The 14,516-nt window shown below is 66.3% G+C and carries 10 protein-coding genes; 5 read left to right on the top strand and 5 right to left on the bottom strand.

Annotated features, from left to right (window positions below; genetic code table 11):
* The coding region (locus DYI24_RS09305) for an MFS transporter (protein ID WP_164572082.1) at positions 1 to 420 on the top strand (420 nt) is incomplete at its 5' end.
* Between the two features lie 222 nt (positions 421 to 642).
* Positions 643 to 1,203 carry a cytochrome b gene (locus DYI24_RS09300; RefSeq protein WP_107346581.1) on the top strand — a complete coding sequence of 187 codons (561 nt, stop codon included), beginning with the start codon at positions 643 to 645 and terminating at the stop codon, positions 1,201 to 1,203.
* A gap of 140 nt (positions 1,204 to 1,343) precedes the next feature.
* Here DYI24_RS09300 and DYI24_RS09295 read toward each other — a convergent pair whose 3' ends face one another.
* Entirely contained in the window at positions 1,344 to 5,072 is a 3,729-nt protein-coding gene (locus tag DYI24_RS09295; protein ID WP_164572081.1) for a YhdP family protein, read from the bottom strand.
* Positions 5,073 to 5,266: 194 nt separating this feature from the next.
* On the opposite strand from DYI24_RS09295, the gene DYI24_RS09290 reads away from it, so the two are divergent.
* Both DYI24_RS09290 and DYI24_RS09285 read left to right on the top strand, forming a co-directional pair.
* A complete protein-coding gene (locus DYI24_RS09290; protein WP_164572080.1) occupies positions 5,267 to 5,911 on the top strand; it encodes a peroxiredoxin in 645 nt (214 codons plus the stop codon).
* 93 nt (positions 5,912 to 6,004) lie between these two features.
* Positions 6,005 to 7,369, top strand: a complete 1,365-nt coding sequence (locus DYI24_RS09285; RefSeq protein WP_164572079.1) for a M23 family metallopeptidase — start codon at positions 6,005 to 6,007, stop codon at positions 7,367 to 7,369.
* A gap of 56 nt (positions 7,370 to 7,425) precedes the next feature.
* Here DYI24_RS09285 and DYI24_RS09280 read toward each other — a convergent pair whose 3' ends face one another.
* The 4 genes from DYI24_RS09280 to DYI24_RS09265 all read right to left on the bottom strand — a co-directional run bounded on the left by DYI24_RS09280 (position 7,426) and on the right by DYI24_RS09265 (position 13,601).
* Positions 7,426 to 8,319: an NAD(P)-dependent oxidoreductase gene (locus tag DYI24_RS09280; RefSeq protein ID WP_349627757.1), complete on the bottom strand. Its 894-nt coding sequence runs from the start codon at positions 8,317 to 8,319 to the stop codon at positions 7,426 to 7,428.
* Positions 8,320 to 8,321: 2 nt separating this feature from the next.
* Positions 8,322 to 9,453, bottom strand: a protein-coding gene (prfB, locus tag DYI24_RS09275; protein ID WP_012495939.1) for a peptide chain release factor 2 whose coding sequence is annotated in 2 segments (ribosomal slippage) — positions 8,322 to 9,383 and positions 9,385 to 9,453 — 1,131 coding nt in all. Because the reading frame shifts where the segments join, the coding sequence is not laid out codon by codon here.
* Between the two features lie 118 nt (positions 9,454 to 9,571).
* Positions 9,572 to 12,070 (bottom strand): penicillin-binding protein 1A, encoded by a 2,499-nt coding sequence (locus tag DYI24_RS09270; protein ID WP_107344387.1) that lies wholly within the window; start codon positions 12,068 to 12,070, stop codon positions 9,572 to 9,574.
* 220 nt (positions 12,071 to 12,290) lie between these two features.
* Positions 12,291 to 13,601 (bottom strand): N-acetylmuramoyl-L-alanine amidase, encoded by a 1,311-nt coding sequence (locus tag DYI24_RS09265; protein WP_164572078.1) that lies wholly within the window; start codon positions 13,599 to 13,601, stop codon positions 12,291 to 12,293.
* A gap of 700 nt (positions 13,602 to 14,301) precedes the next feature.
* Between DYI24_RS09265 and DYI24_RS09260 the strand changes: the two genes are divergently transcribed.
* On the top strand, positions 14,302 to 14,516 hold a 215-nt coding region (locus tag DYI24_RS09260; RefSeq protein WP_164572077.1), incomplete at its 3' end, for a hypothetical protein.

Raw genomic sequence — 14,516 nt, 5'->3', positions numbered from 1 at the left:
GTGCTGGTGGTCGGCATGCTCGGCGTGAGCTGGCTGGACGGCGTGATCGGACGGCGTCCGTCGATCCTGTTTTCTTATGCGATCTCGATCACCGGCCTCGGGCTGCTCTGGCTGCTGCAGTGGTATCCGAACCTGTTGCTGCTCGGCGGCTTCGTGATCTGCTTCGGCTCGATGATCGGCTCGCGCGGCCCGCTGATCACCGCCACCGCGATGAGCATCTTCCGCGGCAAGCGCGTCGGCACGATCTACGGCACGATCTCGATCGGCAGCGGCCTCGGCTCGGCATTCGGATCATGGTGCGGCGGCCTGCTGCATGACCTCACCCAGAGCTACAATCCGGTGCTCGGCTTCGCGCTGGTGAGCGTGGTGCTCGGCATGATCCCGTTCCTGGTAGTCCCGGCGCTGCGGGAGCGACAATAAGCGCACGCTGTTGCGTTTCAGTCGCAACTATCAGTCATGACTTCGCAATTCCTGCGTGGCATAGACCGGGCCATTAGCGGCCCCTCGCCTCTGCGATCAGCAAAATGTGTTCGGCCAAATTGCGCTCGATCACACGCTGCCGCCGCCCTGCCGGGCATCATCGTCCGATGGGCTGCTCGCGTGGCGGGCTTTGACATGCCGCGATTTCGCTTCGGAGACATCATGACCACCACGACACTTGATACCGCCGACAAACGGCCCGCCCAATACGGCGCGCTCGCTGTCCTCATTCACTGGCTGATTTTCTTCGCCGTGATCGCCCTGTTCGCCTCGATGCAATACGCGCACGGGCTGGAGAAGACCGATCCGCTGCGTGGCACGCTGTACAGCTGGCACAAGGCGATCGGCACCCTCGTGCTGGGCCTCGGCGTGGTTCGCATTCTGTGGATCAAAATCCACGGCGCGCCCGATCTGGTACCCTCGCCGCGCATCACCGAGGTGATTGCCCGGATCAGCCACGGCCTGCTCTACCTGCTGCTGCTGGCGGTCCCGATCACCGGCCTCGGCATGACGCTGTTCTCCGGCCGCGGCGTCGACCTGCTCGGCATCCCGCCGCTCGCCAAGAACGACGCAATCGCCGGCGCCCTGCATGCCGCGCACGAACCGCTGTTCCTTTTGACCGCGATCGTCGTGCTGATCCACGTGATCGGCGCGCTGTGGCACCAGTACTTCCGTCACGACGCAACGCTCGGCCGCATGGTGCCGTGGCTGCGCGGCAAGTAAGGCCACACCTCGTCATTGGCGAAGCCGACGAAGCAATCCAGCTCCGTACACCGAGCTGGATTGCTTTGCGGAAGCTGTCATCGGGCCGGCCGGAGGCCGGACCCGTTGACTCACAATGACGGAGATAGATCGTTATCTGATTAGTTTGGCGGCGCCGGGAAATCGGCGCCGTTGTTTTGTCGGCCGGTGTTGAATTCGAAGATCTTGCGCAGCACGCCCGGTGCCATCGCCGAGATCGGGTTGACCCGCAGCACCGGCTTGCCCGGCGTGCCGACCACCTCATAGGTGACGCCGATCAGCCCCTCGTTGCTGCCGCCCCCCAGGAACAGGCCGACGATCGGGATCTGCCCGAACATATTGTTCAGCCCGTACATCGGCACGAAGGTGCCGCTCATCCGCACCTGGTTGGCGCTGTAATCGATCGAGCCTTCGATGGTGGCGCCGATCGTCGGCCCCTTCACCACGCCGTCGCGAATAGTCAGCGTGCCGTTCTGCCGGCTGAACTCGGCGCGCAGGCGCGAGAACGCCAGCCCCTGCGGCGGTCCGCCCGGCGCGCCGGCGGCGACGCGGTCGAGCGCAGCCTCGCCCTTGACGGTGAAGTCGCGAACGTTGATCAGGCCTTCCTTCTCGCGCGGCTCGCCGCCAGGCGGCTCCACCGCCAGCGAGAGCTGGCCGCCATACATCTTCGAGTAGCTGTCGGTGAAGCGGAAGAACGCGCCGGCGTCATTGGTCTCGAGATAGATAACTTCGCGGCCCTGATTGCGGCCACGCAGATCGGCGGTGATCGGGGTGTCGCGGCCGAGCTTGCCGTTCATCGAGAAACTGCGGATCGCGCCGTTGCGGCGCGTCGTCTTGACGTCGAGGCTGCGCAGCGCCTCGCCGGAGAAGCCGGCCACCGCGCCGAACTTCAGGTCGAGATCGAAATCGATGCTCTTGCCCTTGGCGTCGCTGGAGCCGCCCGACAGCGCGGAGCGAATGAAGCCGCGGCCGTCGAACACGTCGCCGCGCATCACCGCCTTCAGCACGCCGTCTGGGCCGCGGTCGGCCTTCAGCATCGCCTTGTCGCCTTCGGAAGGCGAGTACACCGGAAAGTTGATGTTGATCAGGTCGCCTTCGGGGTCGACTTCGAGCGCCCCTTTGATCAGCGTGCCGCCGCCTTCGATGGTGACATCATCGAGCCGGGTCGACTGCGGCTTGCGCGTGACGTTGAAGGTCGCCTTGCCGGGCTTGCCGGGCTGCTTGCTCCATCCCGGCAACAGATTGTCGACCTTCACCGGGGTGAGATCGGCTTCGATGCCGAACTTGGAATCCTGTTCGTTGTCACCCATCTTGCCGGTCAACTTCACGCCAAGCGGACCGCTGAGACCGCTGCCGAGATCGACACCGAGCCGGGCGCGGCTGGCATCGTCGAGCGTCGCCTGCAGCTTGACGTCGGCGTCGCCATCGACCGGCTTGCGATAGTCCAGCGACGCCGCCTGACTATTGATTTTGACGTCGCCCTTGACCTGGTAGCCCTGGTTGTTGGCGATCACCTTCAGCGCGTTGGCCTCGAGCTTCTGGCCCATCGCCACCTTGTCGGCGGAGAAGCCGTTGAGGTCGGCGTTGATCGAGTAGCTGGTGTCCTGCTTGGTCAGCTCGCGCTGGATCGGCATGCCGAGCGCGACCTGCGCCGAGACGTTGCCCTTGCTGGTGTTGGGATCGATCGGCAGCGCCGCGGCGTCACTGAGCCGGCCGGAGGCCAGCACTTCGGCGACCGCGGGCACCGGGCCCTCGAGTTTGAACTTGATCCGCGCCGGCGCCGGCTTCGGCGCCAGATCCGGCACCTCGAACAGGATGTCCGACAGCGCCACCTTGCGGCCGCCGTCGGTGTCGGCATTGGCCTGATTGATCGCAACCGTTGCGGTGCGGCCGGTGACCCGCACCCGCATGTCGGCATCCTTCACGACCGGCATGCCATCGACCGGATGGATCGCCGCGCCATTGCCGAGGATGTTGACCAGCAGCCCTTCGTCCGGGATCGGCGGGCCGCGGCGCGACAGGTTCTTCATCGGCGAATTGATCGCGATGTCGATGGTCTGGATCGAGCCGGCGAGGATCCTGTCGTTCACCCACTCGCGCAGCTCCGGCACGATCAGCACCGGCCACATCCGCTTCAGCGCCGACACCGACATCGGGGTGCCGGCAAGGCCCAGCGTCAACCGCGGCTCGCCGGAGTAATCGATGCTGCCGGAGCCGGCCACGCCGATCTCGCCATTGCTGACGTCGGCCTGGGTCAGCAGCACGCGGCGATTGGCGCTATCGAAACGGACCCGAACCGCAATCCGGTTGAAGATCAGCGGGCTTTCGTTCTGCGCGCCCGGCAGAACGATGGTGCCGCCGGACAGTCCGAGCCGCCAGTCGTTGACGCTGCCGTTCGGCGGCTCGAGGGAGGCCAGCAGCGTCACCCTGTTCGGGCCGGCCAACACCTTGAACGGCGCGATCAGCACACGGCGATTGGCGTCCCATTCGAACGAGGTTTCGATCTGGTCGATCGCCATCGGATAGTCGGGCGTGTCGGAATCGATCACGGTGCCGGCGCCGGCGGTCAGCTTGCCGCGGAAATAGGTCGGGACGCCGTCGCGGCCGACTTCGCCCTTCAAATCGCCAGTGAGCGGGAAGTCGGCACTGTAGGTCAGGTTCTTCAGCCGCAGCGCCAACAGCAAGGTCCGGGTCGGCACCTGGTTGGCGTGGAGTTCGACCGAGCGGACTCCGTCATGCGCCGGGCCGACCTGGACGCGGAGCGACCACGCCTTGAGCCCGCCCTCCTCGCCGACGCTGAGCGCGACGCCGCCGGTGCTCGGGCGGCGCAGGCTGAGCGAGATGTTCTCGAAGGTCCAACGGTTGCCGCGCTGCTGGTCGTCGACGACGAGGTTGCCGTTCTTCAGGCCGATCTCGTTGAGGTTCTGACCATCGAGCCCGCTCAGGCTGAGGCTGTCCAGCCATTCGAGCCCGGCCAGCACGCCCTTCATGGTGTCCGACGTATCGGTCGCCGTCGGTGGCGGCGGCGTGTTGGTCGAGGCCGCCGGCGGCGTCGCACCCGGCGCCGCCGCCCCTGCATCCGGAGTGGTCGGCTGGGTCGGGAGCTTGAATTCAGCCGGACGGCTGCTCGGCGCGACGCCAGTGGCCAGCGGCCGATCCGTCGAGCCTGCCGAAACCGTCACCTGCCCGTCTGGATCAATCCGGATCGCCAGTTCAGCGCCGACCAGCCGCAGGCTCTCGGCACGCAGCCTGCCGGTCATCAGCGCCCAGCCGGATAGCCGCACCTCGGCTTTGGGCGCCGAGGCGACCACGACGTGATCGCGGTCGCGCACCACGATGTCGCGAATCCGCACCGCGATCCGAATCCGGCCGGCTCGCTCGATCTGAGTGCCGCCGATCTCGACGGTGTTGCCCTGACCGATGTTCTCTTCGATCGCGTCTGCCAGCCACGGCGTCACCATGTCGAGATTGATCGGGCCGACGCCGAGCCGCAGCCACAGGCCGGCGAAGCTCGCGATCAGCACGGCGCCGACCACCGCGAGCGTCAGCAGCGTCCGCTTCAGCCACGGAGATCCCGACGCGCGGCGGCTCGGCCAGTCGTCGATACGATCGAGACCGAGGTTGCGGCGCTTCAGCAATTTGCGGGCGCGGTGCCGCGCATCTTCCTCGTGCTCATGATCCCAATGGCCATCGTGCCAATGGGGATCGTTGGAGTCTTGGCCAGCGTGCGGGTCGGACTGGTCCGGCGTCGGATGTTTGGCCATTGCCTCTCGTTGCACGCGCGCGTCGGGAGCCGGTTCTTCGCGGGAGGGGTGTGCGCCGTCGCGCAGGATGCGCTCCTGTGGCGGCATTGCTGCCAATCCTCGCTTGAAACCTCAACTCGCCACCGGCCCAACGGGCCCATTGAACAAACGGGGATGGTCGGTACGCCGAATCCCTGCAACCATACCCCGAGGTCGACGGATTTGCCCAGCAGCGGCAAACTCGCATCGTTTCCAGGCGATAATCGATGTTTGACCCTTCGAAAGCGACGAAAGGAAGGCGCATGCCCAAGCCGACGCCAAAGAAACCATCCAAGACGGCCACCAAGCCCGCCACCAAGAAAACCTCCAAGGTGACCACGAAGGCGGCAGCCGAGTCGCCTGCTGCCAAGACTCCGGCTGCCAAGACGGCGGCGACGAAGTCTGCTGCAAAGCCAGCGACCAAATCCGCCGCGACCAAGCCAGCCGGCCTCGCCGAGGGCAGCGTCGCGCCGGACTTCAGGCTGCCGCGCGATGGCGGCGGCGAGATCTCCCGCGCGGACTTCGCCGGCCGCAAGCTGGTGCTGTTCTTCTATCCCAAGGCCAACACCCCCGGCTGCACCCGTGAGGCGATCGACTTCACCCGCCTCGCCGCCGATTTCAAAGCCTGCGGCACGGCCGTGCTCGGTGTCTCGGCCGACTCGGTGAAAGCGCAGGACTCGTTCCGCGACAAACATCAGCTGGCGACGCCGCTGCTGTCCGATCCCACCCACGCGATGCTCGAAGCGTATGGCGCCTGGGGCGAGAAATCGTTGTACGGCCGGAAGTTCGAAGGGATTATTCGCAGCACGGTTTTGATCGATGCTGAGGGCCGCGTCGCGCGGGTGTGGCGCAACGTGAAGGTCGACGGCCACGCCGATCAGGTGCTCGCTGCAGCGCAATCTCTATAGTTTTCATTTTCTGAAAATTAACCATGCAGGGGTCAAATCGCACCGCGCCTTGAGCGGAACCGTGACGAGTTTCCGTTCGGCGCGGGAGTTCCGATGTCGTACCGTTCCGGCCACCCATCCGCAGCGATTCACCCCCACGCCCACCAACAAGCCCCTCGCCCGGCGGCGCCGCGCCAAGCGCGTCCGCCTCAGCGGCCGGCGCCGGCTGGTAACAGCTACACGATTGCGCATGCCGGCCGTCAGGTGCGGATCGGGCCGGTGCTGTTCTGGATCGCGGTCGGCAGCGTCGTGCTGCTGGGCTGCTGGAGCGCGGCGACCGCGACGTACTTCACATTCCGCGACGACGTGCTGACGCGGCTGATCGCCCGCCAGGCCGAGATGCAATATGCCTATGAGGATCGGATCGCCGAGCTGCGCGCCAAGGTCGATCGCACCACCAGCCGGCAGCTGCTCGACCAGGAGCAGTTCGATCAGAAGCTCGAACAGATCATGCGGCGGCAGTCCCTGCTGGAGTCGCGCGCCGGCGCGCTGAGCGCCCTGCCCGACGTCGGCGTCACCGGCAGCATCAAGCCGACCCGCACGCCGTCATTCGAAGCCGAGACGAGCAGCCGGCCGAAGCCGTCGCCAATCAACGACACGGTGATCTTCGTCGCGCCGCCGGACCGCGAGGCGCGTCTGGAGTCGCGCACCTCGCCGTCCGCGCTCGAACAAGCGCCGACGCAGTATGCCAAGAGCCAGGGCGTTGAGAGCGTCTTGATGCGGCTGCAGACCTCGCTCGATCAGGTCGAGCGCCGCCAGGTCGCCTCGCTCGGTGCGGTCGAAGAGAGCTTCGAGTCGCGCGCGCGCCGGATGCGCGGCGGGCTGACTGATCTCGGCCTCGACGCCCGCGGCATCGAAGCCTCCGCGCCGCGCGCTGCCGTCGGCGGCCCGTTCGTGCCGGTGAAGCAGCCGGGCGCCAACGCCAGCGCGTTCGACCGGCAGCTGTACCGGATCTACATCAGCCGCTCGCAGTTCGAACGCCTCAACCGCGCCCTCGCCCTGGTGCCATATCGTAAGCCGGTGCTCGGCGAAGTCGAATTCTCCTCGGGCTTCGGTGTCCGCTCCGATCCGTTCCTCGGCCGTCCGGCGATGCACACCGGGCTCGACTTCCGCGCCTCCAGCGGCGATCCGGTCCGCGCCACTGCGGTCGGCAAGGTGGTGAATGCGGGCTGGCAGGGCGGCTACGGCCAGATGGTCGAGATCGATCACGGCAACGGCCTGTCGACCCGCTACGGCCATCTGTCGAAGATCATCGCCAAGGTCGGCCAGAGCGTGCAGATCGGCCAAGTGATCGGCGAAGTCGGCTCCACCGGCCGCTCGACCGGCCCGCATCTGCACTACGAAACCCGCATTGATGGCGAAGCGGTAGATCCGCAGAAATTCCTGCGCGCCGGCGTGCGGCTGGCGGGCGCGGGTTAGCATCGCTTGCTCCGCCCGCCGCGAAGGGTTCACGGATCAAGCTGCCGTGTGGCCGCCTAATCGCGCGGATGCGGTTTCGAAATCACTTCGACAATTCTGCCCTCGTCGTCGTCCGGCGCCGCATCGGTCGCGCGCGCGTAACTTGCCACCGCGGCGCGCGACAGCGGCAGCTCCAGTCGCAGCGTCTCGGCGAGCTGCACCGCATACACCGCATCCTTGTGCCGCAGCGCGGCCGTGAAGGTGGCGTTGCTGAAGTCGCGGGCGATCATGCGGGGCGCGTGACGCAGCACCTGCGGACTTGCCACCACACTGCCGAGGAGCGCCTCGCGCACCAGCGCCATGTCGAGACCGGCCTGTTCGGCGATGGCGATGCCCTCGGCAATCCCGGCGATCTGGATCGCGCCCATCAGATTGTTGATCAGCTTGTAGACCGTGCCGGCGCCGACCGCGCCGAAATGGCGGATCGTCTGGCTCAGCGGCGCGAGAAACGGCCGGGCCAGATCAAGGTCGGCCGGCTCAGCCCCAATCAGCAATGTCAGCTCGCCGCGCGCAGCGGCATCGGGAAGTCCGGTCACCGGACAATCGATATACACTAGGCGTCGTGCACGGAGAGCAGCGGCCATATCGAGGGCGTGCTGGTGCGACACCGTCGAACATTCGATCGCCAGCGCACCGGCCGGAGCAGTCGTTGCCGCGCCCTCAGGGCCGAGCCACACCGTCTGCGAGGCGGCATCGTCGGCGACCATTGTCAGGATGGCGCGCGCATCACGCGCCGCTTCGGCCGGGCTATCGGCCCATCGCGCGCCGCGGCGGATCAGGTCGTCCGCCTTGGCCTTGCTGCGATTCCACACCGCGACATCAAAGCCGGCGTCAAGCAGCCGGCCGGCCATGCCGTGGCCCATCTTGCCGAGGCCGATGAAGCCGACCCTCGCGCGGGCGCCCTCGCCCACGCTTAGTCGACGTCCTCGATCGCGCCCGGTCCGCCGCCGAAGGCGCGCTGGGCCAGGGTCGCGGCCATGAACTCGTCGAGGTCGCCGTCGAGCACGCCGGCGGTGTCGGAAGTCTGCACGCCGGTGCGCAGATCCTTCACCATCTGATACGGCTGCAGCACGTAAGAGCGGATCTGGTGACCCCAGCCGATTTCGGTTTTGGCGGCCTGGTCAGCGGCGGCCTGCTCTTCGCGCTTCTTCAGCTCGATCTCGTACAGCCGCGCGCGCAGCATGTCCCAAGCCTGCGCCCGATTCTTGTGCTGCGACCGGCCGGCCTGACAGACCACCGCGACGCCGGTCGGAATGTGCGTCAGGCGCACCGCGGATTCGGTCTTGTTGACGTGCTGACCGCCGGCGCCGCCCGACCGCATCGTGTCGACACGAACGTCGGACTCGGCGATGTCGATCTTGATCGAATTGTCGATCACCGGAAAAATCTGCACGCTCGAGAACGAGGTGTGCCGGCGGGCGTTGGAGTCGAACGGCGAGATCCGCACCAGGCGATGCACGCCGGCCTCGGTCTTAAGCCAACCATAGGCGTTGTGGCCGGAGATCTGAATCGTCGCCGACTTGATCCCTGCCTCTTCGCCCTCCGACTCTTCGAGATACTCGATCTTGAAGCCGTGCTTCTCGGCCCAGCGGACATACATCCGCAGCAGCATCGAGGCCCAGTCCTGGCTCTCGGTGCCGCCGGCGCCGGCGTGGACTTCGAGATAGGTGTCGAAGCGGTCGGCCTCGCCGGACAGCAGCGCTTCCAGCTCGCGGCGCGCCACTTCCTTCTTCAGCGCTTTCAGCGCGTCCTCGGCTTCCTTGACAATACCTTCGTCGCCCTCGGCCTCGCCGAGTTCGATCATCTCGATATTGTCGGTCAGCTCACGCTCGACCTTGCCGATGCCGGTGAGCGAATCCTCAAGCGAGGTGCGCTCCTGCATCAGCTTCTGGGCCTTCTGCGGATCGTTCCAGAGGTCGGGATCCTCGGCGAGCTTGTTCAGCTCCGCGAGGCGGACGGTCGACTGATCGACGTCAAAGATGCCTCCTCAGCAGCCCGACTGACTGCTTGATCTCTTCGACGAGGCGTTCGATTTCTGCGCGCATGGAAACTCTGATGGCGGAGATGCGGCCCTCGTGGCCGCATCGATGATGAAGGCGATTTAGCGGTCGCGGCGGCAAAGCGCAATCGCCGCGATCAACCGCGCGGCGATTGGCCGTGGGGCTAGTACAGCCCGCCGGTGCCCGGCCGCATGAAGCCGCGATCGTCCGGCGGCGCCATCTGCTGTTGCTGCTGCTGGCGCGCGTCGGCGTCGGCGACGCCGATCACGGCGTAATTGTCCGGCGGCGCGGTGCCCGGCTTAAACGCCTCGAGGATGGTGCGGCCGTCGCCCGGGCCGGCGCGCATGCCGCTCTTGGCGTCGACGCGGACCAGCTTGATGCCGGCCGGCACACGGAACGGCACCGCCGGCTTCTCGGCGAGCGCGAGCTTGAAGAAGTCCTTGGCGATCGGCGCCGCGAGATGGCCGCCGGTCGCGCCGCGGCCGAGATTGCGCGGCTTGTCGTAGCCGATATAGACGCCGCAGACGAGGTCCGGCGAGAAGCCGATGAACCAGGCGTCCTTCTCGTCGTTGGTGGTGCCGGTCTTGCCGGCGATCGGCTTGCCGACCTCGCGCAGCACGGTCGCGGTACCGGCCTGAACCACGCCTTCCATCATCGAGGTGATCTGATAGGCGGTCATCGGATCGAGCACCTGCTCGCGGCGGTCGACGAGCTGCGGCTCCGGCTGGTTCTTCCAGCCGTTGGGCGCTTCGCAGCCGCGGCATTCGCGCTGGTCGTGCTTGAAGATGGTGTGGCCGTAGCGGTCCTGGATGCGGTCGATCAGCGTCGCCTTCACCCGCCGTCCGCCATTGGCGAACATCGAATAGGCGGTGACCATCCGCATCACCGTGGTTTCACCGGCGCCGAGCGCATACGAGAGATAGTTCGGCAGGTCGTCATAGACGCCGAACCGCTTGGCGTATTCGCCGATCAACGGCATGCCGATGTCCTGCGCCAGCCGCACCGTCACGGTGTTGAGCGAGCGCTGCAGCGCGTTGCGCAGCGTGGTCGGGCCGTAATACTTGCCGGTCGAGTAGTTCTCAGGACGCCACACACCGACGCCCTGCCCCTGGTCGATTTCGATCGGAGCGTCGATCACCACCGTCGACGGGGTGTAGCCATTGTCCATCGCGGCCGAGTACACCAGCGGCTTGAACGACGAACCCGGCTGCCGATACGCCTGAGTGGCGCGGTTGAACTGGCTCTGGTCGAACGAGAAGCCACCGACCATCGCCAGCACGCGGCCCGTGGACGGGTCCATCGCCACCATCGCGCCGGAGACTTCCGGCAGCTGCCGCAGCCGGTACTGGCCCTCGATCGCCTTGCCGTCCTTGTCGAGCAGCGGGTCGACATAAATCACTTCGCCCGGCGACAGCACTTCGGACACCGTGCGCGGGGTCTTGCCGCGCGACGGGCCGGCAGCCGGCTTGGCCCACTTGACGCCTTCGAGGGTCACGAGACCGGTTTCGCGCTGCTTGGAGATCGCGCCGCCGAGTTCGCGGCCGGGCTGGAAGCCGATCCGCGCCGACTGGTCGGAGGTTTCCAGCACCACCGCCATCCGCCACGGCGTGATGTCGGCCAGCGCTTTCACGTCGGCAAGCTTGACGCCCCAGTCGCCAGCGGTCTCGAGCTTGGTGACCGGCCCGCGCCAACCACGCGCTTCGTCGAACCGGACGAGGCCTGCAACCATGGTCTTGCGCGCTTCGATCTGCAGCTTCGGATCGAGCGTGGTGCGCACCGACAGGCCGCCCTCGTACAGCTTCTTCTCGCCGTAGCGCTCGAAGATGTCGCGGCGGACTTCCTCGGCGAAGTATTCGCCCGCGAAGGTGTGCGCGGCGTTGCCACGGTTGGTGACGGTCAGCGGAGACTTGCGCGCCTTGTCGGCGTCGGCCTGGCTGATCCAACCGTTCTCGACCAGGCGGTCGATCACGTAATTGCGGCGTTCGACGGCGCGGTCGTGGTTGCGGATCGGGTGCAGCGCGGCGGGCGCCTTCGGCAGCGCCGCCAGATACGACGCTTCCGCGACCGTCAGTTCGTTGACCGATTTGTCGAAGTAGACCAGCGACGCCGCGGCGATGCCGTAGGCGCCGAGGCCGAGATAGATTTCGTTGAGATACAGCTCGAGGATCTTGTCCTTGGAATAGGCGCGCTCGATCCGCATCGCCAGCAAGGCTTCCTTGATCTTACGGGTGAACGACACCTCGTTGGTCAGAAGGAAGTTCTTGGCGACCTGCTGGGTGATGGTGGAGGCGCCCTGCGGCCGGCGGTTGGTGCCGATGTTCTGCGCGTAGAGCAGCGCGGCGCGCGCCATGCCCTGATAGTCGATGCCGCCGTGCTCGTAGAAATTCTTGTCTTCGGCGGCGAGGAACGCGTTGATGACCAGCTTCGGCACCGCCTGGATCGGCAGGTACAGCCGGCGCTCCTTGGCGTATTCGGCGAGCAGCGATCCGTCGGACGCATGGATTCGCGTCATCACCGGCGGTTCGTAGTCCTGCAGCTGCGAGTAGTCCGGCAGGTCCTTGGAGAAGTGCCAGATCAGCCCGGCGACGGCTGCAACGCCGACCAGGAACACGATCGTTCCGGCCGCGAACAGGAAGCCGAAGAAACGCAGCAGAAAGCGCATCAAAAAGTTCCGTTTCCATCCAGGGCCGCGCCTCGCGGCGGATGTCCCTTGACCGAGAATGCCACCGTTCGCAACCCGGGCGGTTTGCGCCACCGGGCGAGGCCCGAACTGCAATCGCCTCGCGAACCGGGCAGCCTGTCTTATCGAACTTCTTATAGAGCTTACGCTGTGGCCAAACTAGGGCCCGGCTAGGCCTGTCCCCGCACCGCTTGAGGCAGCCTCAGCCCGGCGGGCCGGCGGTCACCAGGCGCTTGCTCAGGAACGAATCGATCGCCTGAGCGACCGCGCCAACGGTCTTGCTGCGCCACTGCTCGGACAGCAGGTACTGCAGATCGGCCTTGTTGGAGACGTAGCCGAGCTCGATCAGCACCGAAGGTACATCGGGGGCTTTCAGCACCCGGAAGCCGGCCGACTTCATCGGCCGCTTATGCATCCGCGTGGTCGCCTTCATGTCCTTCATCAGCTGCTGGGCGAATCGGTTGGAAAACGCCTTGGTCTCGCGCTGAGCCAGGTCGATCAGGATATCGGCGACCTCGGTCGGCTCTTCGGTGAGATTGACGCCGCCGATCGCATCCGCCTTGTTTTCGGCGTCCGCCAGCCGCTGCGCTTCGGCGTCGGACGCCTTGTCGGACAGCGTGTAAATGGTGGCGCCCTGGGCGTCACCCTCCTTACGCGGCAGCGCGTCGGCGTGGATCGAGACGAACAGCGCAGCGGACTGCTCGCGGGCGATCTTCACCCGGTCGCCGAGCGGGATGAAGGTGTCGTCGGCGCGGGTCAGCACCACGCGGAATTTGCCCTGCTGCGCCAGCCGGTCACGCAGCGCCACGGCGAAATCCAGCACGATGGTCTTCTCGGCGACGCCGTCGGCAGATTGGGTGCCATTGTCGATGCCGCCGTGACCGGGGTCGATCACCACCACCGGGCGCGGATCGTCGGTCTCGACCTTCGGCAGCGGCACGCTCCGCGACACCGTCGCGGTGGTCTCGGTACCGGCCACCGTCGGGCGCAATTCGGCGACATTCTCGGCCGTCTGCAGCGCCTGCATGAAGGCGGCCCGGTCGATCGACTCCAGATCGATCACCATCCGGCCGGGCTGACCGTTGGCGGGATCGAGGATCTCGGCCTTGGCGATCTTGGCCGGCCCGGTGAGATCGAGCACGATTCGCGAGCCGCCCGGCATGACCAGGCCGTAGCGAAACGCCTTGATCAGACCGCGCCCGCTCTCGCCGGTGCCCTTCGGCAGCCGGAAATTGACCTGGGGCAGGTCGATGACGACGCGATACGGGTCAGCCAGCGCGAACGCGCGAAGCGGCACCTTCCCGTCCAGATCGACGATCAGGCGGGTCTGGTGATCGTCACCGGCAATGCGGGCGTCAGATGCGATCGGAAAAGAGGTCGGAATGGGAGCGGCGGCAGGCGCAGCGGTCTCGGCGGACGCGGGCGTCAGCATACAGGGCGTCAGCCACGACAATGCTGCAGCGCACGCACCGATTGCACAGTACAAAACAAAATGATTTGCGCGGCGTGCCAAACGAATCCCAACCCTCCCGGAAGTCGTTCTACCGCAATAGAACTGCACGGTTAATCGGACCTTAAGTGGCTCGGGATGAAACCTGCGGAGTGTTGCCGGGCCGTGACGCTCACCTTGCAACCGCCACCCAATCCACGTATGTATTTATTGCTGACGGTCTATACTACCGGTTGTGTCGCGTTCAGCCACTCGGTGCAGCGCTAAGTCCCCGATCCCAAACCCGGCGGATTTTGCGTTTTGCCGGCCCCTCCGAGCCAGCGCAGCGCGCGGCAGGTCAAGGAGTGCCGGCCCAGCCCGAACGGCGTCCGTCCCCGGGCCTTCTCTTGTACCAGGGACGGTTCAACACTTCATGACCGGCCACATTCGGCACACCTGCCGGATGCCCTACTCCGGCTTAGCGCCTCGGCGCGGAGCCGGCCCATCAGCGAAACGACACGGCGGCCGATCGAGCCGCCACCTGTTCAGACGGGCCGACGCTTAATGCGCCAGACTGCGATGCCGAAACCGACCCACGCAAAGGCCGCGCCGCCGCGAAGCTCTCGCTTCGCTTTGCGCGTCGCCTCGGGTCTCCGACCGGCACGGCACACCGCGATGCGTTTCGGCCTTCCCCTCACCCCCGAATCAGGTGGACCGTCGCGTCTGCCGGCCGCGCTGCTTGCGCGAGCCGTTTCGCGCGCGCTTCGCCGACATGAGTTGAAAAATGGCCAACAAGATGCTGATCGACGCCACCCACCCGGAAGAGACCCGGGTGGTCGTGGTCCGTGGCAACCGCGTCGAAGAGTTTGATTTCGAAACCGCCCAGCGCAAACAACTCCGCGGCAACATCTATCTCGCAAAAGTCACCCGGGTCGAACCCTCGCTGCAAGCCGCCTTCATCGAATATGGCGGCAATCGCCATGGCTTCCTCGCCTTCAG

The sequence above is a fragment of the Rhodopseudomonas sp. BR0C11 genome (assembly GCF_010820945.1).
In the GTDB taxonomy this organism is placed as follows: domain Bacteria; phylum Pseudomonadota; class Alphaproteobacteria; order Rhizobiales; family Xanthobacteraceae; genus Rhodopseudomonas; species Rhodopseudomonas palustris_H.
The sequence above is the reverse complement of the archived record's forward strand: the minus strand, read 5'-3'. Positions and strand labels throughout refer to the sequence as shown.